Consider the following 21,671-nt stretch of genomic DNA (forward strand, 5'->3'; position numbering starts at 1 on the left):
GCGGTTCCCGTCGGCTTTAGACAAAAGCTCCGGACGCCTGCGGATACTTCTCCATGAGAGCCCGCTTGAGCTTCTCCAAGGCCCGGTTTTCGATCTGGCGGACGCGCTCCTTGGAAATGCCGAGGCGGTCTCCCAGGAACTCGAGGGTCACCTGCTCGTCGTCGAGGCGCCTGGCGCGGAGGATACGCAGCTCCCGCTCGTTGAGAACTTCGAGCGCCTGCCGAAGCCAACGGACACGCCGCTCGCTGTCGATCACATCGCTGACGCTCTCGTCCGGTAGCGGACTTCCATCGACAAGAAACTCGACCCGCTCGGCCGAGTTCGACGCATCGGCATCGAGGACCGGTGCGTTCAAGGACGTATCGGGAGCCGAAAGCCTGGCATCCATAAGCGCGACATCGGCGCGCGAGACACCGATGGCTTCGGCGATCTTCTCGTGGATGTCGGAGGCAATGCGCTCCTCCCCGCCGCGGGTGAGACGGGCGCGGAGCCGGCGGAGATTGAAGAAAAGGGCTTTCTGGGCGGAACTTGTGCCACCGCGGACGATTGACCAGTTGCGAAGGATATAGTCCTGGATCGAGGCTCTGATCCACCAGGTTGCGTAAGTGGAAAAGCGAACCTCACGCTCCGGCTCAAAGCGCGCTGCGGCCTCGAGAAGACCCACATGCCCTTCCTGGACAAGATCCGCCATGGGAAGACCATAGTGGCGGAAGCGGGCGGCGAGAGCGATCACGAGCCGCATATGGGCCGCTGTCAGCTGATGAAGCGCAGTTTCATCGCGCTGGTCTTTCCAACGCACGGCAAGCAGATGCTCCTCCTCCCGTTCGAGGAATGGAGCATTCATAGCCGCACGGACGAACCGGCGACGAACCCCAGAGATTTCTCCCATTACGTCCTCCCTTGGCAAGGACACAACGAGCGAAGCTGGAAAAAGTTCAGCTCAAAACGGCTTAGTTTGTTGAAATAGGCAAAGAGGGCTCAAAGACAAGCACCGTGCCTAAGAAAAAGCCCGGCGCTTCGGCCGGGCTTTCGCAATAAATTAGGCAAAACCGAAAGGCGTTTAAGCGGCCTCTTCCTGAAGGTCGTCCCCTTCCGCCTCTCCTTCGGCCTCGGCTCCCTTGGCCGGACGGCGCGGCGACTTGGCGAGGCTTTGCTCGATGAGCTTCAGAGCTTCCGTATCGGTAATCTTGTTGACGGCGGCGATTTCCCGGACAACCCGGTCGAGAGCGGATTCATAGAGCTGGCGCTCGCTGTAGGATTGCTCGGGCTGCGCCTCGGAGCGATAAAGATCCCGCACGACTTCCGTGACGGCGATCAGATCGCCGGAATTGATCTTGGCTTCGTACTCCTGCGCACGGCGCGACCACATGGTCCGCTTGATACGCGCGCGGCCCGTCAGCACGTCCAGAGCCTTCTGGACCAGAGCCGGTTCCGCAAGCTTGCGCATGCCGACGCTCGCAGCCTTTGCTGTTGGGACGCGAAGGACCATCTTGTCCTTGTCGAAGGAGACCACGAACAGCTCCAGCTTGAAACCTGCGATTTCTTGCTCCTCAACAGCCGTGATGCGGCCGACGCCATGGGCGGGATAAACGATCGCTTCCCCGGTCTTGAAACCGAGACGCTGGGCGGACTTCTTGGCGGTGGTCATGCGAGAGAGGCCTCCTTGCATGCTTCCTCGCAAAGTTGCGAGGGCGCTGTCGTTTCGTCGGACAGGGCTCCGGCGGAACAAAAAATGACGAGCTGCGGAACTTGACTATTCCGCCCGTCTCCCTGAAGTACGTCAGTAGTCAGAACACGCCCGAACCCCTGAACCCAAGGCAGCAAGCTCCCTCAAGTCACGGGGTGTGCATTCCATCATTGCTTCATCTAGTGAGCCGCCGAACTGCGGAGTTGGCACACAATCGGGCGCAAGCGACTGCATTGACGAGACCCTATCACAGCCGCATCAAAAAAGCAAAAATATTTCATAAACTGCGTAAAGAGAATGCGAATATGCCTTAGCTTCCTCAATCCCCTTCGCCAGGATTGGGGGAGAAGAACTGTTCATATTTACCCGCAACGCCATCAAATTCCTTGGCATCAGAAGGAGGATCCTTCTTCTGGGTGATGTTGGGCCAGCTCTTTGCCAGGTCAGCGTTAAGCTTGAGCCATTGCTCGAGGCCCGGCTCGGCATCGCTCTTGATGGCTTCCGCCGGACATTCCGGCTCACAGACGCCACAATCGATACACTCGTCCGGATGAATGACGAGCATGTTTTCACCCTCGTAGAAACAATCGACCGGACAAACCTCCACGCAGTCCATGTATTTGCACTTGATGCAATTTTCAGTGACGACGTAGGTCATGAACGGTCCTCTGCGGGGTCGGCTCGAAGGTTGACGCAGGCGCTGATGCCGCTCTACCCGCTGTCGCCTTCGCTGACAAGCGTTCCGTTGTCAGGGCTGATATCCGCGTAAAGCTGCCTTGCCTCAGGAGCAGGCCCACGCCGCTGGCCGAGGCTTTCGACCCTGAGAACCAAAGTCGAACGGGCCAGTGCCAAGGTGACCACGTCTCCCACAGCGAGCGGCTTCGCCACATTCTCGACCCGCTGTCCATTGACCCGCACGAATCCGCTGGTCACGAGCTTCGCCGCGAGGGTCCGGGTTTTCGCAAAGCGGGCGAACCACAACCATTTATCGATCCGCTGCCGATCCTCACGCATGAACCGGGACGCCAAGGCGGACCAAAAGCCTCACTCCTCGCCGCCCAGGGCCGCGAGGCCCCGGGCGAAGATCAGGAGTGAAGCGCGGATAACTCACTTCTTGCTGTCCTCGAGCTGCGCTTTGAGCGCCATGAGCTTGGCAAAAGGCGAGTTCGGGTCGGGCTGCTTCTCGCGGCGCTCGGGGGCACCCTCCCGGCGTCCCTCGAACCGCTTATCGGGACGGGGTCCCGAACGACGCTCATCGGGACGGCCTGGGCCGCGAGGCGGACGGTTCTGCGGCCGTCCGCCTTCGGCAGCCTCACGACGTTCCGGACGGTGATCCGGCCTGCGGTCCGGGCGCGCCGGGCGTTCACCCGAGCGCTGCTCGCCGGAGCGCTCGCCCTGACGGGGGCGGCGGTCTCCGCGCTCCGGACGGCCGCGTCCTTGGCGGGCGTGGGATCCCTCATGGTGACGCCGGTGCTGGCGCCACACCTCGATCATCTCCGGCTCGGCCGGCGCTTCGACGACCACGGCGTCCTGAGATGCCGGAGGCTCGGAGGCTTCCGACGCGGCAGGGACGGTCTCCGGCACGAAGGCGGAGGCCTCGATGCTCTCAAGAGCAGCCGGTGTCGGCTCGCCGGCGTCGGCCTGAGCCTCCGCGGCGGCTTCCGCGGGTATCTCCGCTTCCGCCGTCTGGGGAGGCGCCTCACCCGTCACCACCTGCAGCGGTTCGGTCGGCTGAGCCGCGACCAGCGGAACGGTGATGGCCGGTCCAGGACGACGCTCCACCACGTAGCCCAGCGACTTGAGGATCGTGGCGAAATCCTCGCCGGCACACCCCACCAGCGACGTCATGGCGACGGTCGGGACGAACCCCTCGCCGTCTGCGGTCCCCGCCGGCGGCTCGCCGGGCGTGATTCCCGGCCGATAGGCGATAGCCGGCCTGATCAGGTCGGCCAAACGCTCCAGGATGTCGACGCGCACGGCCCGGTCGGCGCAAACGCGGAAGCCTGCGGCGCGATACAGCCCGGCGGCGATTTCCTTGTCCACGGGAATGGAGGTGCGGCCCGATTGGGCCAAGTGTGCGATCTCGTCGATGCCCTTTTGATCGAGGCCGCCGTTCTGCAAGGCCCAAAGCTGAGCCGCCAGGATACGGGGCGCCGGCTTCAAGAGGGCCGGCAGATAAAGATGATAGGCGCCGAACCGCACCCCTGCCTTGCGCAAGGCGCTGCGGGCGTCCTGGTCGAGGCTGCGAACCTCGTTGAGCACCTTGGCCCGTTCCAGCACACCGAGAGCCTCGACGATCTGGAAGGCGATGCCGCGGGCAAGACCGGCCAGCTCCTGAGACGCCTCGAGCTCCATGAGCGGGCCGAGGAGCCGGACGACATAAGCCTTCAGCCAGGCTTTCAGCCGATTGTCGACCTTATCCCGGGCAGGACCCGTCAGCTGCTCGTCCGACAGGATTCGCAGACGCGGCTCGAAGAGCTTGTCTCCCGTCTCCAGCTTCGCGACGGGATCGCCCATCCAGCGGATCGTACCGTCATTGGACAGGACGAGGGTGGTGTCCGGGGCCTCGGCAAACCGGTCCGCCCTGGCCTCGATCTCCCCGGCCAGCGCCTTGCTGGCCGCGTTGCGCAGGGTCTTGGCCTCCGATGTGTCGGCCTGGGGGTCCGGCACGAAATGAAAGCCGTGCAGGTGACCGATATGCTGACCCTCGACAGTGACATCGCCGGTGGTCGTGATTTCCGCTTCGAGCATCGTGTTCTCTCTCAAGCGCCGCATGAGAACGCTCGTGCGCCTGTCGATAAAGCGCTGGGCGAGACGTTCATGAAGCGCGTCCGATAGCTTGTCCTCTACCTGACGCGCAACACCCTGCCAATGCTCCGGATCCTTTAACCAGTCCGGACGGTTGGCGACGAAGGACCAGGTCCGGACCTGAGCGATGCGGTTTGAGAGGGTGTCAATATCGCCGTCGGTCCGATCCATTGCCAGAAGATGGCGGGAAAACCAATCCGCCGGCACGGATCCTTCCTTCATCAAAAATCGGTAGAGCTGCCCCACGAGATCCGCATGGGTCTGAGGAGAAACTTTCCGGTAATCAGGAACTTGGCACACCTGCCAGAGACGTTCCACTGCCACTTTCGACCGACCGAAGCTCTGGATGTCATCGTCTCGGGCCAAGATCTCGAGCGTCGCGACGTCTTCGCCGATTGGTGCCCGCACGAGACCGTGCTCCCGCGGCTGATCCGAAAGGCTGTCCCGCAGCCGCCCGAGAGAGGAAAAATCGAGATCCGGGTTCCGCCATTGAACGATTCGCACCGGATCGAAGGTATGATTCTCCAGGGCCTCGACCGTTTCCGCGTCGAACGGCGGACAACGTCCCGCCGTCCCGAAGGTGCCGTCCCGCATATGGCGACCGGCCCGGCCGGCGATCTGGGCCAGTTCCGCGGGATAGAGCTTACGGAAGCGGAAACCGTCGAACTTCCGGTCGGCCGCGAAGGCCACATGGTCTACATCGAGGTTGAGGCCCATGCCCACCGCGTCGGTGGCGACCAGATATTCCACATCCCCGGATTGATAGAGTTCGACCTGGGCATTCCGGGTCCGGGGAGAAAGGGCCCCCAGCACTACGGCGGCTCCGCCCCGCTGCCGGCGGATCAATTCCGCGATGGCGTAAACTTCCTCGGCGGAAAACGCCACGATGGCGGTGCGCCTGGGCAGGCGGGAAACCTTCTTCTCGCCCGCGAAGGTCAGCTGCGACAGGCGTGGACGACTGACCACGTGAACACCGGGGATCAGCGTCTCGATCAGCGGCCGCATGGTATTGGAGCCGATCAACAGCGTTTCTTCCCGCCCCCGCTGATTCAGGAGGCGGTCCGTGAACACATGGCCTCGGTCGAGGTCGGCCGCGAGCTGGATCTCGTCCACCGCCACGAAATCGAGATCAAGGTCCCGCGGCATCGCCTCGACGGTCGAGATCCAGTAGCGGGGACGGTCCGGCTTGATCTTTTCCTCACCCGTCACGAGGGCAACGTTATGAACGCCGGCCTTTTCCACGACGCGCTGATAAACCTCCCGTGCCAGAAGCCGCAGCGGGAGGCCGATCATGCCCGTGTTGTGGCCGAGCATCCGCTCGATGGCCAGATGGGTTTTGCCGGTATTGGTCGGCCCGAGCACGGCGGTCACGCCACGCGCGCGCACTTGCGGGGGAAGAGAACGGCGGGTCATGCCTGAAAGTGAGGTGATGGGGCTCGATCCCAAGTGAGATGATGAAGAAAGCCCCGGCTCGTTTCGGTCTGGCGCGGGGATCCTTCGCGATGCGCCCGGGTTCGGTCCCAGCCGCAGGTTCACCGTTCAATATGGGGGCGACTTCCGGATTTTGCCACTCCGTAACGCGTGGAAAGATAGGGCAAATTACGAGTCCCTGCCCTATCGGAAAGCCCCGGCCTTTGTGGCGCCGTCGGCCGAAATCGGCACAGCCTTGGCCGTATCCTCGAAATTCCAGCGGGATGCCTCTACGACGCTGACGCCGATCATCGTCCGGACCGAGACCCGCAGCGGGACAAGGAGCTTCTGCCGGTCCAGCGGAACGAGCCAAACCGACATGTCCTTGTTATCCTGCATGAATTTGGTCGATGGGCGAAGAGCGCGGTGCCCTGATATCGGCACATACCGGGCCTTGCAGACCAGAACGGGGCCCTGGTAGCCGGGCACATCCGCCTGCTTGGTCTCGCTGTAGCTGAGAACGATGTTGAACCGGGCCGCGCCGTCGAAGACGGGAATCGTGCGATTGCAATTCGCCGCGTCGGTCAGGTTGGCCGACCCGGCGGCCGGCATGAGAAGCGCGCTGATGGGATCCACGACACCCTTCTTGTCGGCATCCTTGACGGGCACCCGATCGGCCTTTTCCTCCAGGGGCGGATCGATCTCGACGGCATCGACATTGCCGGATGTCAGCCCCATGCGGACCGTGCGCTGATCGTCGGAGGACCGGGACGTGATGGCGAAGCTCGCGGGCTGCGGCTGGGCGCCTACGATGGCGCCGGTCGCCGTGGCCGCTCCCTTGCCGCCCGTCAGGAGCTTGGCAAGCCCGGACAGCTTGACGCCCGCCTGCATCTTGTATTTGGAGCCCTCGAAGGTGGAGGTGAGATCGGCTTTTCCGAGGGGTAGCCCGGCCAGGGTCACCTGATACTCGACCTGAAGGGTCTGAGCCTTTCCGGGCAAGGCCCATCCGGCAAAAACGAGGGCCAAGACAGCTGGCATGATCAAGCGCATAGGGAGTTTCCTGGCAGAATCCTCGAGGGCCATGATGTCCCCTCTCATGAAATTCAGAATAAATCGTGACCACGATATTACAAAAAATCTGCCTGCGGCACTGTGCTATTCTTGACGCGGGGAGCCGTTTCGGCCTATAGGCTCGCATCTTCCAAGGACTTTTGGCGTCCGGCAGCCGCGGGATCTGCGTTGAAGCAAACCCGCAGCGGATGAAGCCGTGACCCTCGTGAACGATAGGATTGAACCCATGTCGCGCCGTTGCGAACTGACCGGCAAGGCCGTGCTGAGTGGCCACCTGGTGAGCCACTCGAACCGCAAGACGAAGCGGAAGTTCCTGCCGAACCTCTGCAACGTCACGCTGCAATCCGACACGCTTCAGCGCTCCGTGCGCCTGCGCGTCTCCGCGAACGCTCTTCGCTCGGTCGAGCATCGTGGCGGCCTCGATGCCTTCCTCGCCAAGGCGAAGGAAGACGAGCTGTCGACGACCGCTCGCACCATCAAGCGCGAGATCGAGAAGAAGCTCGCCGCCGCGAGCTGATCTTCCGATCGTCAGCGCTCTTGCAGCGGGCGGCCTCCAGCCGCCCGTTTTGCGTTTCCTGACGCTGGAATGGATACCATGACCCGACTTGATCGCCGCGATTTCGGAATCGCCCTCGCTGCCATGACCGTGGTGGTGCTGTCGTCGAACATTCTCGTCCAGTATCCGTTCCATGCCTGGGGGCTGCAGGATTATTTCACCTGGGGCGCCTTCACCTACCCGTTCTCCTTCCTGGTAACCGAGCTCGCGAACCGGCGCTTCGGCCCCAAAGGCGCGCGGCGGGTGGTCTATGTGGGCTTTGCCTTCGCGGTCGGCCTGTCCGTGATCCTGGCGACGCCGCGAATTGCGATCGCATCGGGGAGCGCCTTCCTGACGGCGCAGCTTCTCGACATCTCCATCTTTTCGCGTCTACGCAACCGCGCCTGGTGGCTGCCGCCCTTCGCCTCGTCGACGATCTCGGCCGCCGTCGACACGATCATCTTCTTCTCCGTGGCATTCTATTGCGGCCCCATTCCGGGCACGACGCAGACGATCGACGGCCTGCTCGCCCATGCGGGCATCGCCAGCGAATGCTTCGCGCTTCCCTGGGTTACCCTCGCGATCGCCGATTACGGGGTGAAGCTGGCGCTTTCGGTCTTCTCGATCCTGCCCTACGGGCTCGTGTTGAAACTGATGCGGCCTGCTCTGATGCAAAGAAGCGCGGCTTAAGCGCTCTTCCCAGCCGCCAGGGAAAACTCCAGCAGAAGCGTCCGTTGCAGCGGGCTGAAATTGTTGTCCGAGATCAGGCTCAGAACGGTATCGCCCGCATCCTGATGGACGGCGAGCCCCTCCATGTTGTCGATCTCATGGGAGGCCTCGCTCTCGAAGATGACCGCGCCGTCAATCTCCGCATCGGGCCGCAGCACGTCCGCGGCCACCCTGCGCAGGCGGACGCGAAATCCCCGGAACAGGGAGAATTGGCGCTCCAGCAGCAGCATCTCCCCTGACGGCAGAAATGCCAGGTCGCTGATGTCGTAATCATCCGAGCGGCGCACGGAGAACTCTCCCACACGGGATCCGGTGACGATAAAGCCACGGGTGGGCTTGTCGTGCTTGCGCGCCCGTTCGGCAATCGCCACGAGAGCACCCGCCAGGGGGGAGCGGGGCGGCGCGACGCCGATCGCCTCGAGGCCCTGGTTATTGGGAAGATCCTTGATGTGCTCCCGGATGTCTTCCGGCAGCTTCACAGGGCTCGCCTTTGCCGCAACCCCGTCCGCCCCCCAGTCGAAGCGCATGATCGCGTGCTTGCGTTCGACGCCCACATAGGCGACGCCGTTGGCGATGGTCAGACTTTCCGTATCGTAATAGCGGGTTTCCCCAAGGGGCTTGCCGCTCCAGGCGAGGAGAGGCGCGAGCTTGGCGTCCGACAGGCCGGAGAGACGGCCATCCGCCGTCTCGACCCGGGCCGTCAACCATTGCGCATTATCGGCGACGGACACCAGACGCTGCCCATTGGCGGAGCGCCACAGGCTCGAAAATCCCCCGAAGCGGCTTTCCGACGAGCGCAGATCCAGCCCACCGCGAAACAGGAGATCTCCGAACCGGCTTTGCCCCTGCTCCGTCACGGACAGATGATCGATAGGCCTGGCCGTCAGGTCGATGGGGAGAACATTCGCCGCGGCGCGAGGCCGCGCGAAGGTCCGCTCGGCCAGGATCGTCGCAGCAGCGGTTGCGCCGCCCCCGATCAGGAAAAGACGGCGACTCAACCTCATGACCGCTCCCTCACGGCGATCACGCGAAGGCCCGGCGAGGGGCGCGCATCTGGGAAGATGAGTTCTCCTCGAACAACTCCGCCAGTTTCTCGGTCATGACGCCCCCGAGTTCCTCCGCATCGACGATGGTCACGGCCCGTCGATAATAGCGTGTGACGTCGTGGCCGATGCCGATGGCGATCAGCTCCACGGGCGAGCGGGTTTCGATATCCTCGATGATATAGCGCAGGTGCCGCTCCAGATAGTTCCCCGGATTGACGGACAGGGTCGAGTCGTCGACCGGAGCGCCATCCGAGATCACCATGAGGATACGGCGCTGCTCCGGGCGTCCGAGCAGACGCTTATGGGCCCAATCCAAGGCCTCGCCGTCGATGTTCTCCTTCAGGAGGCCCTCGCGCATCATGAGCCCGAGATTCTTGCGGGCCCGCCGCCAGGGCGCGTCCGCGGACTTGTAGATGATGTGCCTCAGGTCATTGAGCCGTCCGGGATTGGCGGGCTTGCCGCTTTGCAGCCAAGCCTCGCGGGATTGACCGCCTTTCCAGGCCCGGGTGGTGAAGCCCAGGATCTCGACCTTGACGCCGCAGCGCTCCAGCGTCCGCGCCAGGATATCGGCGCAGGTGGCCGCGACCGTGATCGGCCTTCCGCGCATGGAGCCCGAATTGTCCAGCAAGAGGGTCACGACCGTGTCGCGAAAGTTGGTGTCCTGCTCCTGCTTGAAGGTCAGAGGCTGGAACGGATCCATGACGACCCGCGGCAGCCGGGCCGGATCGAGAGTGCCCTCCTCCAGATCGAACTCCCAAGCTCTGTTCTGCTGCGCCAGAAGGCGCCGCTGCAGACGGTTCGCGAGGCGTCCGACAACCCCCTGGAGATGAGCCAACTGCTTGTCGAGATAGGCCCGCAGCCGGGTGAGCTCATCCGAGTCGCAGAGCTCTTCCGCATGAATGACCTCGTCGAAGCGGGCCATAAAAGCCTTGTAGTCAGGCCCCCGCGCCTCGTTGTGGCGGGATGGTGGCCGCCAGGACTCGGACGCGTTCTCGGAATCCGCCTCGTCGGCCTCGTCAGGCAGCTCGCCTGAAGGGCCGTCGGCGTCTTCGGCGGCGCCTTCCTCCATCTCGTCGCTGGAATCTTCGCTGACCTCGGCCTCGGCCCGGTCGCCCTGAGCTTCCTGTTCGCTTTCGCCCTCGCCCTGCTGCTGCTCCTGCTCGGACTCGTTTTCCTCCTCGTTCTCCTCATCCTCGGAATCGAGGGCAGCCTCGTCGGCCATGTCGAGGGAGGACAGAAGATCCCGGATGCCGCGGGCAAAGTCCCGCTGGCTCTCGATGTTCTTGAGCAATCCGTCGAGGTTGCGGCCGGCGCGATCCTCGATGAAATCGCGCCACAGATCGACGAGCTTCGCGGCGGAGGCGGGGGGGCGCTGTCCCGTGAGCCGCTCGCGCACCAGAAGGGCGACGGCATCCTCGAGCGGCGCGTCGGCGCGGTCCGTTATCTCTTCGTATTTGCCGCCGCGATGATACCGGTCCTCCAGCATCGCGGTAATGTTCGAGGCGACCCCGGACATACGCCGCGATCCGATCGATTCGACACGGGCCTGCTCGACCGCGTCGAACACAGCGCGCGCCGCCTGGCCTTCGGGGGCCAGCTTCCGGTGGAGAGCGGTGTCATGGCACGCAAGCCGGAGAGCCATGGAGTCCGAATAGCCTCGCAGGATGGAGACATCCTGCTGGGTGAGCCGCCGGGGAGGCTCGGGGAGGCGAACCTTGTCGCCCATCATGGCCGGGCGGTCGGACGCGAAGGTGACCTCCAGGTCCTGCTTGCGCGCGATGGCCTTCATGCATCCGGCAATGGAGCGCTTCAACGGCTCCGCCGGCGCTTCCTTCTTTTCACCAGGCTTGCGGTTCGAGATGGACATGGACTTCCCTTGCTCGTCGTCCCGGCTCCAACCTTCACGAAGAGCCGGGATCGTCGGAACCAGCAGGCTCCTGTTCACTCCGGGCCGCGCCGCGAGGGCGCAGGTCCGAACCGACGGCGACAGCCTATGATAGCGCCACGTTCACGGCGCTTTCCGGCAGTTCCTTGCCGAAGGAGCGCTGATAGAATTCCGCCACCAGGGGACGCTCGAGTTCATCGCACTTGTTGAGGAAGGTCACCCGGAAGGCAAATCCCGTATCGCCGAAAATATCGGCATTCTCGGCCCAGGTGATCACCGTGCGCGGGCTCATGACGGTGGAGAGATCGCCATTCATGAAGGCGCTGCGAGTGAGATCGGCGACGCGCACCATCTTGTTGACGATGTCACGGCCCTCCGAATTCTCCTGATAATGCTTTGCCTTAGAGAGGACGATGTCCACTTCCTTGTCGTGCGGCAGGTAGTTCAGGGTCGTGACGATCGACCAGCGGTCCATCTGACCCTGGTTGATCTGCTGCGTGCCATGGTAGAGGCCCGAGGTATCCCCCAGGCCGACCGTGTTGGCCGTGGCAAAGAGACGAAAGGCCGGATGGGGACGGATCACGCGCTTCTGGTCGAGCAGCGTGAGCTTGCCGGACTGCTCCAGCACGCGCTGGATGACGAACATCACGTCAGGGCGGCCAGCGTCGTATTCGTCGAACACCAGCGCCACGTTGTTCTGCAATGCCCAGGGCAGGATGCCGTCCTGGAAGGCCGTGACCTGCTTGCCCTCCTGGAGGACGATCGCGTCCTTTCCGACCAAATCGATGCGGGAGACGTGGCTGTCCAGGTTCACGCGCACGCAAGGCCAATTGAGGCGGGCCGCCACCTGCTCGATGTGGGTCGACTTGCCCGTGCCGTGATAGCCGGTGATCATCACGCGCCGATTGCGCGCAAAGCCAGCCAGAATGGCCAGAGTCGTCTCCCGATCGAAAAGGTAGTCCGGATCGAGATCCGGCACATGCTCCTCACCTTGGGAAAAAGCCGGGACCTCCAGATCGGAGTCGATACCGAAGACCTGACGAACGGAAACCTTCATGTCCGGCAAGAGGGGCGTTGTTTCGGTTGTCGCCATTATCAAGGGCCTTTCGGTCGGAAATGATCAAATCGTCACATGGGTCATGGGTTACTTAACAATCATGACCACAGGGCGCAAACGAGTTCGTTGCATGCAAGGGCTGTGCCGGGCGGCTTTTCCTCAGCACATTCCGGCGCTTTTGAGCGTGTCATGCGCCTTGATGATATCGCGCAGCCGCTCTTCGAAGGACCGGTCGCCGCCATTGGCATCGGGATGGAAGCGCTTCACGAGCGCCTTGTACTGAGCCTTGATGGCCGGACCATCGGCATTCTCGTCAAGGCCCAGCACATCCAGAGCGCGCCGGACCGGGCCCGTGCGGCGGGGCGGCTTCGGCTCGGCGGGAGCGCGGCTTTTGCGCCCCTGGCGGAAATCCTCGCCGCGAAGAATTCCAAGGGGATCCACATAGGCCCATTCACGGTCCTGGCTGCTTTGGGCCTTGGAATTGACCCCCATGGCCCAGGTCGGCCGATGGCCGATCACCGCATCCTTCTGGTAGGCGGCCACGGCATTGTCCGACATGCCCGCAAAGTAATTGTAGGAGGCGTTATATTCCCGCACATGGTTGAGGCAGAACCGCCAGTACTGCCCTTCATGGTCCCGCCCTTTGGGCGCACGGTACTCGCCCAGCGCCTTGCAGCCGGGATGCTCGCAGGAAGGCCCTTCAGCCTCGCGCGGCTCCTCGCTGGTCGCCTTGATGCGGATGCGGTCGAAAAGAGGTGAGTTGAGATCCATGACACAGTGATTATGAGTGGCTTCCGTTCAGGAGCCAAGGCCTCGACGCTTTTCGCCGCAGACCCGTTCAAAAAAGGTTGACCAAGAAGCATGACCCTCACCGACTGGATCACGCAGGAATTGCGGGAGCACCTGCATCCGACAGACCTCGTCGTCACGGACGAATCGGAGCAGCATCACGGTCACGCCGGCTGGCGCGAAGGCGGTGAGACGCATTTCCGTCTTTATATCGTGTCGGAAGCGTTCACGGGCAAGTCCCGGGTGGACCGCCACAGGATCGTCAACACAGTGCTCAAGGAGGCCTTCGCCCGAGGGCTGCACGCCCTTGCCGTCGAAGCCCGCGCGCCGGGGGAACCTGATCCGCGCGCGAGCCGCAAGGCTTGAGGTTTGCCCCTTACTTGATCCGTTCCAGGATGCTGACGTAATTCGCGACGGCCGCGCCGCCCATGTTGAAGATGCCTCCCAGCACGGGATTCTTCACCTGGATTCCGCCAGCTTCGCCGCAGAGCTGCATGGCGGACAGGGCATGCATGGACACGCCGGTCGCGCCGATCGGGTGTCCCTTGGCCTTGAGGCCGCCGGAGGGATTGACCGGCAGCTTGCCGTCCCGGTGGGTCCAGCCTTCCTTCACGGCTATCGCCCCCTGCCCCGGAGGTGTCAGCCCCATGGCCTCGTACTCGATGAGCTCCGCGATGGTGAAGCAGTCATGGGTCTCGACGAAGGACAGATCGGAGAGCTCGATGCCGGCCTGATCGAGCGCACGACGCCAAGCTTCCGCGCAGCCTTCGAACTGGATGATGTCCCGCTTCGACATGGGCAGGAAGTCCTGGGCATGGGCCGTGGCCCGGAAAGCCACCGCTCGCTTCATACGAAGAGCCGTCTCCGTATCGGCGATCACGAGAGCCGCCGCCCCATCCGACACAAGCGAGCAATCGGTGCGCTTCAGCGGGCCCGCCACGAAAGGATTCTTCTCGCTTTCCGTCCGGCAGAACTCATAGCCGAGGTCCTTGCGCATCTGGGCATAGGGATTGTCGACGCCGTTCTTGTGATTCTTCGCGGCAATCAGCGCCAGCGCATCGGATTGGTCGCCGTGGCGCTGAAAGTAAACGCCGGCGATTTTTCCGAACACCCCGGCAAAGCCACCCGGAGTTCCCCCGTCCTCGGGCAGGTAGGACGCCTTGAGCAGAATGTTCCCGATCTCGGGACCCGGCGTTGTGGTCATCTGCTCGACACCGACCACGAGCACCGTCTTGGCGCGCTTCGCCTCGATCGTCTTGATGGCCTGATGCACGGCGGCGGAACCGGTCGCACAGGCGTTCTCGATCCGGGTGGCGGGCTTGAACCGGAACCGATCGCTTGCCTGAAACACCAGGGACGCCGTGAATTCCTGCGGGGAGAAGCCGCCGTTGAAATGGCCGAGCACGACCTCGTCCACATCCTCGGGGCCGATCCCGGCATGGTCGAGGGCCTCGTTCACGACGCGGACGATCAGGCTTTCCACGGTTTCGGTATCGTGCTTGCCGAACGGGGTATGAGCCCAGCCAACGATGCAGGCTGTCATAGGGCGGTCTCCTCAAGAATGGTTGTCCTGAGAATGGGCTCCATCCGCCCGGACGGCAAGATCGTTATCAGCAGGAGACCTATGCCTTGTACGCCCCCACACCGTCGCCCAGGTGCGCATTGTTCTCCTCGCGGATTCGCGCCGCCGCCTCGTCATAGAGGAACGGAAGGAAAGCGAAGCGACGCCCTTGCGTGACGCGGGATACGGCATGGAGAAGCGAGCAGGAGAAGACGACGGCTCCACCGACCGGCGCCTTGTATCCGCGGGGGCCATATTCGGGAAAGCTGACCTCGCCCCCCTCAAATGCGTCATTGAGGTTGATCGATACGGCAAAACGCCGATGGGCCGTCCCGCGGGTCGTATTGTCCCGATGGGCCCTGAAATGTCCGCCGTCCTCGGCCGCATAGCAGGACACGATATAGCGCTCCATGCGTGTCGGCCGGAAATAGTGAACTTTCGCGATCTCGGGGTTGATCCGGCGAATCACCCGCTCCTGCAGCTGCCGGATCAGCGCCTCATCCTCGATCGTGTAATCCTTGCGGCGTTTGTGATTGGGGTTGTGGATCGCGACGGTTTTCCCCTCGATCTCGCGCATGAACCCCGATTCTTCTCCCCCGTGGTCCTCATAAAGGCCGATCAGGCGACGACAAAGAGCAGGCTCGAGGACGTCCGGCACCACAAGTACCGGAGCCGGAATTTCGAACCCTGAGAAGAGGGGTACCGGCGGGAGAGCCTTCAGATAGGCCAAGATATCCTGACGGTCGCTTCCATCCGCTTTGAAGGGAAAGATGGCCCGGACGCGCAAGGTGGGGTTGAGCACCATCCAGAACCGGCGCAGGGGAACGGAGGACGAAGGCTGAGCATCATGAGGCATCGCCCCGAACAGCCGGCTGACCTGACCATCGTAGTCCCAGAAGTGACGAATTCCCGGCAGGTTCTCCTGCGCCCGCCCCTCGGACGCGTCGGTCGGATCCACGCTGACCCCGAAGAAGGCGATCCGATCGTCGTCGAATAGGGATCGAAGCGGACCTTCAACCGCCGCAAGAGCTTGGAGTCCGGCCTCGTCGGAGGCGGTTCCGTAGAAGCACAGGACGATGTAGCGGCCCGCCGCCGTGTCGAACGCGTATGCCGGATTGCTGGTCGAGCTCTGGCGGAACCATGGGACTGGATCCCCGACCTGGGGAGTATGAAAGTGATGGGGCGTGGCCGTGTCGGTCATCGAAAACACTCAATGTCTCGATGTATCGTTATTTCGTTTGAGTCCTGCTCGCAAGTCAGTGCTGAGAAACGAGAAGAAGTCCGACCCCGACCAAGATCAGCGCCATGCCGGCAAGCTCGCGCCGGGTGGTCACCTGAGACAGGAGCCGGTGAGCGACCGCCTGCGCCATGAGCACTTCCACGAGGGCAAGCGTTCGGACGTTCGCTGCTGTCGTCAACGCAAATCCGATGAACCAGAACTGCGAGGCCAAGGCGCCGAGAAAGCCCGCGCCGAGGGATGGCCGCCACGCCCTGAAGCTCGACATCAGCGCCTTCCTGTCGAAGATCCCCATCCAGGCCAAGAGAATCGCGGTCTGCGTGCCCAGCCCCCAAACCAGGGTGGTGGTCGACCGCATCACGGAGGACCCTTCCGGCAATGCCAGGATGGCGCCCCGAAAGCCGATGGCCGCAAGGGCGAAGAAGGCGCCGGAGGAGATGCCGTAGATAACGGGGCGGAGGCCCGAGGATGCCAGATCCGCCCCTCGCTTCAGCGACATGAGGACGACGCCCAGCGTCGCGATGACGATGGCGATGGCCATGCCGGGAGTCAGAGGATCGCCAAGGATGATCAGGCCGAACAAAGCGACCTGGACCGGCTCGGTCTTGGTGTAGGCGGTGACAACAGACAGCGAGCGCTCCCGCATGGCCGAAAGCATCAGGGCCGTGGCGAGAATCTGGGTGGTGGCGCCGCCCAGCACATAGGCAAGGAATCCGGCGTTCGGTAGCGGCACCGGCTCCCCAAGGACAAGGCGAACGAGCCCCAGGGCCAGGAGGGCGAAGGGAAAACCGTAAAGGAACCGGACCTGGGTGGCCCCGACGGTTCCGATGGTCTTGGTAAGTTGGCGCTGGGTCGCATTACGGCCGGTTTGGGCCGCGGCCGCGGCGAGGGTCGCGGGAATCCAGAGGAGAGAAACGGTCATGTCGATCTTGAATCCGCGCGGCTCTTGCCATGCTCTTGCCACGGAATCCCTTAGAAAGGGTGGAGAGAAAAGGACTAATTGCCGGGCGGCCTAGCCAAAGCCGGGCTTCAGGCCTAAAAATAGTCCTCAATAATCATGTTTGGCACAACTCCCTTCTCGCGTCAGTTTCTCGGTGTTCGTTTTCTTCTGGAGCCGTTGCGTATGAACGTCAGCCGTGTTCTCCGTACGACAGCCCTTGCCATTGCGACATGTGTGAGCGGATCGGCCTTGGCGGGCGGCCCCGCCCTTGTCGTCGATGCCGACACGGGGCGCGTTCTTCATGCCGAGCGCGCGACCGATCCGTGGTTTCCGGCTTCGATCACCAAACTGATGACCACCTATGTGGCGCTTGACGCCGTTCGGTCCGGCCATGTGAAGATGGACACGCTGCTGACTGTCTCGGCGGATGCCGCAGCCCTTCCGCCGTCGAAGATGGGGTTCAAGCCCGGAACCCAGATCCGCCTCGACAACGCCCTGAAGATCATCATGGTCAAGTCGGCGAACGATATCGCCGCGACCATTGCGGAAAATCTGGGCGGATCCATCGAGAATTTTGCGGAACTCATGAACCAGAAGGCGCAGGCGCTCGGCATGCACGAGAGCCGTTTCGCCAATCCTCACGGGCTGCCCGACGAGCGGAACCAGACCTCGGCACGGGATATGGCGATCCTCGCGCGAGCCTTGTTTAACCAATTTCCCGAGTATCAGGGCCTGTTCGATATCGGTGCCATCCAGTACGGCCGCCGGATCATGCGCAATACGAACGGCCTCATCGGCCGGTATCCCGGCGCCGATGGCATGAAGACCGGTTTCATCTGCTCGGCCGGATTCAATGTGGTGGCGAGCGCCACCCGGAACGGCCGGCACTTGATCACCGTCATTCTCGGTGCACCTTCCGCCAACGAGCGGACCATGAAAGCCGCCGAGCTGTTCGATCGCGGTTTCAACAGTATGGCCGGCTCTTCCAATCCGACCCTGGCGGCTCTTCCGGCTGCCTCGACCCAGTCGCCCCCGGATATGCGCTCCGTGATCTGCGACCGCCGTGGCCCGATGCCGGGCGAAGAAGACAGCCAGACCACCATCGCCAATGGCGAGAATACGGGCGTTCCGAATTTCTTCTCGTCGGGTGTGATGGCTTTTGCCGGCGCGACACAGCCGACCCGGACGTCTCTCGGACCCCGCTCCGCCGTTCAACCGGAGCGGATCTGGATCGGCCTCAATCCTCCCTCTGAGGCGGAATTGGCTGCTCAGGCCGCGCAGGAAGATGCAGCGGACAAGGCCAAGAAAGCCACGAAGAAGACCGCCAAGAAGAACGGTGGATCGAAGACCGCGAAAGAGAAGAATAGCCAGGACACGGATACAGATACCGCTGCCGTTTCTCCGAAGGAAACGGCGAAGGACAAGGCGCGTGAGAGCATCAGCGTCAAGCCGGTGAGCGACCAAAAAAGCAAAGCGAAGCCTGCAAAAGGCAAGGACCAGGCGGCTGCGGAGACATCCGCAAAAGCAAAGAACTCCAAGAACTGACCGATCCCACGGTCACATGAGCCACAGCCGCTGCGAACCTGGTTCGCAGCGGCTTTTTTCTTTGAGGGCCGGCGCCTCGCGTCTGTGAGAAGAGTCCTTGCAATCCCGCACGAAGCAGGCGAACGGTATCGTCGAACCGTGATCGCCCCATGACTCCTCTCTCTTCCGCCAGTGGGCTTCTCCTCGCCCTCGGCTCGGCCGGCCTGTATGGCCTCAACATTGTCTATGCCCGTGTCGCCGCTCTGGAAGGGGTCTCGGGCCCGGCCGTCGTGGTTTATCGGGTGCTGCTCATGCTCGCCCTGGTTGGAGCGACGGCATTCCTGATGAGGCGGTCCTTGGCCATTGCGCGGGATGAACGCCTGACCATGGGCGTCTTAGGGATCTCCACCGCTCTCGTGGGGCTCTGTTATGTTTCTTGCGTGACGTTTATTCCCGTCACCGTTGCGGCAGTGTTGTTCTACGCCTACCCGACCTTCATCGTCCTGGCCTCTCCGTTCGTGGAAGGCACGAAGCTGACACCCGACCTCATCGGCGTCGTCATCGTCGCCCTTATCGGGATTTCCTTGGTAGTGGGTCCGGCCTTCGGAGATCTGGACTGGCGTGGGCTCGTGCTGGCCCTCGGGGCAGCGGCCGCCACGGCGACCCAGTTCTTCGCCGCAGCCCGCTGCCGCAAGACGACCCTGCCGGCGAAAATGTTCTGGATTCACGTGATCGTGCTGCCGACCGCAATCCTCGTCGGTTTTGCAACCGGGCAACTGACGTCACCGGCGGCCTTGACGCTGGCCCCCTTCGCCGTGGCGATGACAGTCGGCGGCTATGTTCTGGGTTTTTTGCTGCAGATCGTTGCCCTCGGGCGCATCTCGGCCGTTGCGGCAGGCATCGTCTACTGTGTCGAGCCCGTTGTCTCGACGGTGACGTCCACCCTTGTCCTCGGAGAGAGGGTCGGCCCGTTGCAGGCACTTGGAGGCGCTCTGGTGCTCGGAGCCATCGTCACCAATATTCTGCTGGAGCGGTCACGCACCGCGCCTGTCGTACCCACGGACTGATGTCATGACGGATCTCAACGCCGCTCGCCCCCTGCCGCCGATTCCCCTGACGGTCCTTACGGGCTTTCTCGGTTCAGGCAAGACGACCCTCCTGAACCGGCTCCTTCAGCATGAGGCGCTGCGGGATAGCGTCGTCATCATCAACGAGTTCGGCGAGATCGGCCTCGATCACCTCCTGGTCGAGAAGATCGACGACAACATGGTTCTCCTCTCCGCGGGCTGTCTGTGCTGCACGGTTCGCGGAGACCTCATCGCGACGCTCGAGGATCTGCTGCGCAAGCGCGACAACAACAGGATTGCCCCCTTTCAGCGCGTGATCATCGAGACAACGGGCTTGGCCGACCCTGCGCCAATTCTCCACGCGGTTCTTTATCACCCTTATCTGTCAATGCGTTACGGGGTCGAGGGCGTCGTCACGGTGATCGATGCCGTCAATGGCGCCGCCACTCTCGACAGGCACGTGGAAGCCGTCAAGCAAGCCGCCGTTGCAGAACGGCTCGTCATCAGCAAAGCCGATCTGGTGCAGGATCAAGGCATGCTGGATCGGCTTCGGGAGCGCCTTCGTCACCTCAATCCCGGCGCGTCGATTCTCCCTGCGGACGCTCCGGCCGAAGCCATCATCGCCGGAGGCTTGTTCGACCTGCAGGGCAAGATCGCCGATGTCGGCGAATGGTTGCAGACGGAGGCCGTGGAAGACGCCGAACGGCGCAGTCACGGTCATCAGCATGCTCATCATCACCATGACGCGAGCCACGACGGGCATAAACAGACCCACGGTCATCATGCCCACCACCACGACGTCAATCGGCACGACGAACGCATTCGGGCCTTTAGTCTGGTCAGCGATCAGCCGATCCGGCAAGGCACGCTCGACATGTTCCTCGATCTGCTTCGCTCAACGCAGGGAGCAAAGCTTCTGCGGGTGAAAGGTCTTGTTGGCTTAGCGGAGGATCCCGAGCATCCTGTCGTCATTCACGGTGTGCAACATGTGATCCATGTGCCGGCCGTGCTTCCCCGCTGGCCAAGCGACGACCGTCGAAGCAGGATCGTCTTCATCGTCGATGATTTGGAAAAGAGCGCCGTTGAAGCTTTGTGGAACGCCTTCCTCGGAAAACCCCAGATCGACCAGCCGGATGCGACGGCCCTCGCCGATAATCCGCTGTCGCTGAGGCGATAGGGCTCAGCGTTCGATCTTACGCTGATCGGCTGGAGGCAGGAAAGCGTCCGTAAAGACGGTCTCCGACTTGGGCTTTTCTTTATATTCCAAACTCGAGGAGATTTGATCGAGCGCTCTTACGAAGCGTTCCTGATCGATTCCGCCGACTCCGTGTTCCCGAACCCATGGGGTGAGGATGTTCTGTTCGAGGGCCATGCGAAGACGGTCGAGCTCCACATCCTTTTTGGCCAGGTCGTTGCGCGCCAGAACCGCATCGACGGCATTCGACGGATCTTTCGCCGCATCCTGCAATCCGCGCACGACGGCACGCAGCAGCCCCCTCACGGCATCGGGGTTCTCCTGAGCGAATTTCTTCGAAACGAGAATTGCGCTGCCATAAGCATCCAAGCCATGGTCGCTCATGAGGATCGTCACGATGTCCTCTGTCGGAACGCCTCGCGACTTGAGATTGATGAAGGAGGTTGTTGAAAGACCGAACACGGCATCGACTTCGCCCTGGGCAAGCATCGGCTCACGAACCGGGAGGCCCACGTTCTCGAACTTCATGCTCGAGTCGTCGATCTTGTTCACCGCCCTGAAGACAGGCCACATGGCGTAGGCGACGTCAGCCTGAGGTGCGCCGAAGGTTTTGCCTTGCAGACTTGAGAGATCCGTCGAAAGACCCCGGCTTTTGCGGCCGACAATGGCGAAGGCAGGCCGGTCATGAAGCATCATCACGGCGATCGCGTCCGCATCCGGTTTATCGTTCTGCAGGCGGACCAGACCATTCACATCCGCGATTCCGGCCTCGACAGCACCGGAAGCGATCCGCATCAGCGCTTCGCGCGACCCGGCCGCAGGCTCGATCGTCACGTCCAGCCCCTCGGCTTTGAAATACCCCTTCTCCTGGGCAACGGCGAAAGGTGCTGCCGTTCCCTCCCAGCGCCCATCGAGGCTGAAGCGCACGGCCGTTTGAGCCTGACCCTCAACCGAGGCGAGCAGCACGGCCATTCCGGAGAGAAGCGCTGCCGTGACTTGCCTCATCTTCGCGGACGGGATCCGTAACATTTCAGGTCTTCCTCCGGTCTTGCGGTTTTGCAGCAGAGCCTGGGGCCTTCGAGGCGCTCTCGCTCCAGCAATTTCTTTTAACGATTGCCTGATCATGCAAG

Annotated in this window: 20 protein-coding genes; 6 read left to right on the plus strand and 14 right to left on the minus strand. The window is 62.7% G+C overall.

Annotation, left to right across the window (positions count from 1 at the left end):
- Positions 1-16: 16 nt before the first annotated feature.
- From LJD17_RS00145 to LJD17_RS00170, 6 genes are all read right to left on the minus strand, one after another.
- The gene (locus LJD17_RS00145; RefSeq protein WP_227381723.1) at positions 17-889 is read right to left on the minus strand and encodes an RNA polymerase factor sigma-32; all 873 of its coding nucleotides are present in this window, start codon (positions 887-889) and stop codon (positions 17-19) included.
- A 171-nt stretch (positions 890-1,060) separates the two neighbouring features.
- On the minus strand, positions 1,061-1,648 hold the full coding sequence (locus LJD17_RS00150) for a CarD family transcriptional regulator (protein ID WP_227381724.1): 588 nt from the start codon (positions 1,646-1,648) through the stop codon (positions 1,061-1,063).
- A gap of 358 nt (positions 1,649-2,006) precedes the next feature.
- Positions 2,007-2,345, minus strand: coding sequence for a ferredoxin FdxA (gene fdxA / locus LJD17_RS00155; protein WP_227381725.1), 339 nt, complete (start codon positions 2,343-2,345; stop codon positions 2,007-2,009).
- 53 nt (positions 2,346-2,398) lie between these two features.
- Entirely contained in the window at positions 2,399-2,701 is a 303-nt protein-coding gene (locus tag LJD17_RS00160) for an RNA-binding S4 domain-containing protein (RefSeq protein ID WP_227381726.1), read from the minus strand.
- Between the two features lie 93 nt (positions 2,702-2,794).
- A complete protein-coding gene (locus tag LJD17_RS00165) occupies positions 2,795-5,908 on the minus strand; it encodes a helicase-related protein (protein WP_227381727.1) in 3,114 nt (1,037 codons plus the stop codon).
- 201 nt (positions 5,909-6,109) lie between these two features.
- Positions 6,110-6,955 carry a DUF3108 domain-containing protein gene (locus LJD17_RS00170; protein ID WP_227381729.1) on the minus strand — a complete coding sequence of 282 codons (846 nt, stop codon included), beginning with the start codon at positions 6,953-6,955 and terminating at the stop codon, positions 6,110-6,112.
- 247 nt (positions 6,956-7,202) lie between these two features.
- Between LJD17_RS00170 and rpmB the strand changes: the two genes are divergently transcribed.
- Complete coding sequence (gene rpmB, locus LJD17_RS00175) at positions 7,203-7,493, plus strand: 50S ribosomal protein L28 (protein WP_227381731.1); 291 nt, start codon at positions 7,203-7,205, stop codon at positions 7,491-7,493.
- Positions 7,494-7,571: 78 nt separating this feature from the next.
- Positions 7,572-8,201 carry a queuosine precursor transporter gene (locus LJD17_RS00180; RefSeq protein ID WP_227381733.1) on the plus strand — a complete coding sequence of 210 codons (630 nt, stop codon included), beginning with the start codon at positions 7,572-7,574 and terminating at the stop codon, positions 8,199-8,201.
- Here LJD17_RS00180 and LJD17_RS00185 read toward each other — a convergent pair.
- The 4 genes from LJD17_RS00185 to LJD17_RS00200 form a co-directional block, all read right to left on the minus strand.
- Entirely contained in the window at positions 8,198-9,244 is a 1,047-nt protein-coding gene (locus LJD17_RS00185; RefSeq protein WP_227381735.1) for an esterase-like activity of phytase family protein, read from the minus strand. The two genes, LJD17_RS00180 and LJD17_RS00185, sit on opposite strands and share 4 nt — an antisense overlap.
- A gap of 19 nt (positions 9,245-9,263) precedes the next feature.
- Positions 9,264-11,153: a cobaltochelatase subunit CobT gene (gene cobT, locus LJD17_RS00190; protein ID WP_227381737.1), complete on the minus strand. Its 1,890-nt coding sequence runs from the start codon at positions 11,151-11,153 to the stop codon at positions 9,264-9,266.
- A 124-nt stretch (positions 11,154-11,277) separates the two neighbouring features.
- On the minus strand, positions 11,278-12,264 hold the full coding sequence (gene cobS, locus LJD17_RS00195; RefSeq protein WP_227381740.1) for a cobaltochelatase subunit CobS: 987 nt from the start codon (positions 12,262-12,264) through the stop codon (positions 11,278-11,280).
- Positions 12,265-12,387: 123 nt separating this feature from the next.
- A complete protein-coding gene (locus tag LJD17_RS00200) occupies positions 12,388-12,999 on the minus strand; it encodes a J domain-containing protein (protein WP_227381742.1) in 612 nt (203 codons plus the stop codon).
- A gap of 90 nt (positions 13,000-13,089) precedes the next feature.
- On the opposite strand from LJD17_RS00200, the gene LJD17_RS00205 reads away from it, so the two are divergent.
- Complete coding sequence (locus tag LJD17_RS00205; protein WP_227381744.1) at positions 13,090-13,383, plus strand: BolA family protein; 294 nt, start codon at positions 13,090-13,092, stop codon at positions 13,381-13,383.
- 10 nt (positions 13,384-13,393) lie between these two features.
- Here LJD17_RS00205 and LJD17_RS00210 read toward each other — a convergent pair whose 3' ends face one another.
- From LJD17_RS00210 to LJD17_RS00220, 3 genes are all read right to left on the minus strand, one after another.
- Positions 13,394-14,560: an acetyl-CoA acetyltransferase gene (locus LJD17_RS00210; RefSeq protein ID WP_227381746.1), complete on the minus strand. Its 1,167-nt coding sequence runs from the start codon at positions 14,558-14,560 to the stop codon at positions 13,394-13,396.
- A gap of 79 nt (positions 14,561-14,639) precedes the next feature.
- Positions 14,640-15,779 (minus strand): 2OG-Fe(II) oxygenase, encoded by a 1,140-nt coding sequence (locus tag LJD17_RS00215; protein WP_227381748.1) that lies wholly within the window; start codon positions 15,777-15,779, stop codon positions 14,640-14,642.
- A 55-nt stretch (positions 15,780-15,834) separates the two neighbouring features.
- Positions 15,835-16,737, minus strand: a complete 903-nt coding sequence (locus LJD17_RS00220; protein ID WP_227381750.1) for a DMT family transporter — start codon at positions 16,735-16,737, stop codon at positions 15,835-15,837.
- Positions 16,738-16,938: 201 nt separating this feature from the next.
- Between LJD17_RS00220 and LJD17_RS00225 the strand changes: the two genes are divergently transcribed.
- From LJD17_RS00225 to LJD17_RS00235, 3 genes are all read left to right on the plus strand, one after another.
- Positions 16,939-18,300, plus strand: a complete 1,362-nt coding sequence (locus tag LJD17_RS00225) for a D-alanyl-D-alanine carboxypeptidase family protein (RefSeq protein ID WP_227381752.1) — start codon at positions 16,939-16,941, stop codon at positions 18,298-18,300.
- Positions 18,301-18,449: 149 nt separating this feature from the next.
- Positions 18,450-19,346: a DMT family transporter gene (locus LJD17_RS00230; RefSeq protein WP_227381753.1), complete on the plus strand. Its 897-nt coding sequence runs from the start codon at positions 18,450-18,452 to the stop codon at positions 19,344-19,346.
- A gap of 4 nt (positions 19,347-19,350) precedes the next feature.
- The gene (locus LJD17_RS00235; RefSeq protein ID WP_227381755.1) at positions 19,351-20,523 is read left to right on the plus strand and encodes a CobW family GTP-binding protein; all 1,173 of its coding nucleotides are present in this window, start codon (positions 19,351-19,353) and stop codon (positions 20,521-20,523) included.
- Positions 20,524-20,526: 3 nt separating this feature from the next.
- Here the strand turns inward: LJD17_RS00235 and LJD17_RS00240 are convergent, their stop codons facing one another.
- Positions 20,527-21,570: an ABC transporter substrate-binding protein gene (locus LJD17_RS00240; protein ID WP_227381757.1), complete on the minus strand. Its 1,044-nt coding sequence runs from the start codon at positions 21,568-21,570 to the stop codon at positions 20,527-20,529.
- Between the last annotated feature and the right edge of the window lie 101 nt (positions 21,571-21,671).

The sequence above is a fragment of the Microvirga rosea genome (assembly GCF_020595095.1).
Taxonomy (GTDB): Bacteria; Pseudomonadota; Alphaproteobacteria; order Rhizobiales; family Beijerinckiaceae; genus Microvirga; species Microvirga rosea.

Bases quoted from the DNA above. Each gene is read 5' to 3' on its own strand.
- fdxA (WP_227381725.1), bottom strand. From the start codon at position 2,345: ATGACCTACGTCGTCACTGAAAATTGCATCAAGTGCAAATACATGGAC.
- cobS (WP_227381740.1), bottom strand. From the start codon at position 12,264: ATGGCGACAACCGAAACAACGCCCCTCTTGCCGGACATGAAGGTTTCC.
- LJD17_RS00180 (WP_227381733.1), top strand. From the start codon at position 7,572: ATGACCCGACTTGATCGCCGCGATTTCGGAATCGCCCTCGCTGCCATG.
- LJD17_RS00150 (WP_227381724.1), bottom strand. From the start codon at position 1,648: ATGACCACCGCCAAGAAGTCCGCCCAGCGTCTCGGTTTCAAGACCGGG.
- LJD17_RS00205 (WP_227381744.1), top strand. From the start codon at position 13,090: ATGACCCTCACCGACTGGATCACGCAGGAATTGCGGGAGCACCTGCAT.
- LJD17_RS00235 (WP_227381755.1), top strand. From the start codon at position 19,351: ATGACGGATCTCAACGCCGCTCGCCCCCTGCCGCCGATTCCCCTGACG.
- LJD17_RS00145 (WP_227381723.1), bottom strand. From the start codon at position 889: ATGGGAGAAATCTCTGGGGTTCGTCGCCGGTTCGTCCGTGCGGCTATG.
- LJD17_RS00185 (WP_227381735.1), bottom strand. From the start codon at position 9,244: ATGAGGTTGAGTCGCCGTCTTTTCCTGATCGGGGGCGGCGCAACCGCT.
- cobT (WP_227381737.1), bottom strand. From the start codon at position 11,153: ATGTCCATCTCGAACCGCAAGCCTGGTGAAAAGAAGGAAGCGCCGGCG.
- LJD17_RS00160 (WP_227381726.1), bottom strand. From the start codon at position 2,701: ATGCGTGAGGATCGGCAGCGGATCGATAAATGGTTGTGGTTCGCCCGC.
- LJD17_RS00225 (WP_227381752.1), top strand. From the start codon at position 16,939: ATGAACGTCAGCCGTGTTCTCCGTACGACAGCCCTTGCCATTGCGACA.
- LJD17_RS00165 (WP_227381727.1), bottom strand. From the start codon at position 5,908: ATGACCCGCCGTTCTCTTCCCCCGCAAGTGCGCGCGCGTGGCGTGACC.
- rpmB (WP_227381731.1), top strand. From the start codon at position 7,203: ATGTCGCGCCGTTGCGAACTGACCGGCAAGGCCGTGCTGAGTGGCCAC.
- LJD17_RS00215 (WP_227381748.1), bottom strand. From the start codon at position 15,779: ATGACCGACACGGCCACGCCCCATCACTTTCATACTCCCCAGGTCGGG.
- LJD17_RS00210 (WP_227381746.1), bottom strand. From the start codon at position 14,560: ATGACAGCCTGCATCGTTGGCTGGGCTCATACCCCGTTCGGCAAGCAC.
- LJD17_RS00200 (WP_227381742.1), bottom strand. From the start codon at position 12,999: ATGGATCTCAACTCACCTCTTTTCGACCGCATCCGCATCAAGGCGACC.
- LJD17_RS00170 (WP_227381729.1), bottom strand. From the start codon at position 6,955: ATGCGCTTGATCATGCCAGCTGTCTTGGCCCTCGTTTTTGCCGGATGG.
- LJD17_RS00220 (WP_227381750.1), bottom strand. From the start codon at position 16,737: ATGACCGTTTCTCTCCTCTGGATTCCCGCGACCCTCGCCGCGGCCGCG.
- LJD17_RS00240 (WP_227381757.1), bottom strand. From the start codon at position 21,570: ATGTTACGGATCCCGTCCGCGAAGATGAGGCAAGTCACGGCAGCGCTT.
- LJD17_RS00230 (WP_227381753.1), top strand. From the start codon at position 18,450: ATGACTCCTCTCTCTTCCGCCAGTGGGCTTCTCCTCGCCCTCGGCTCG.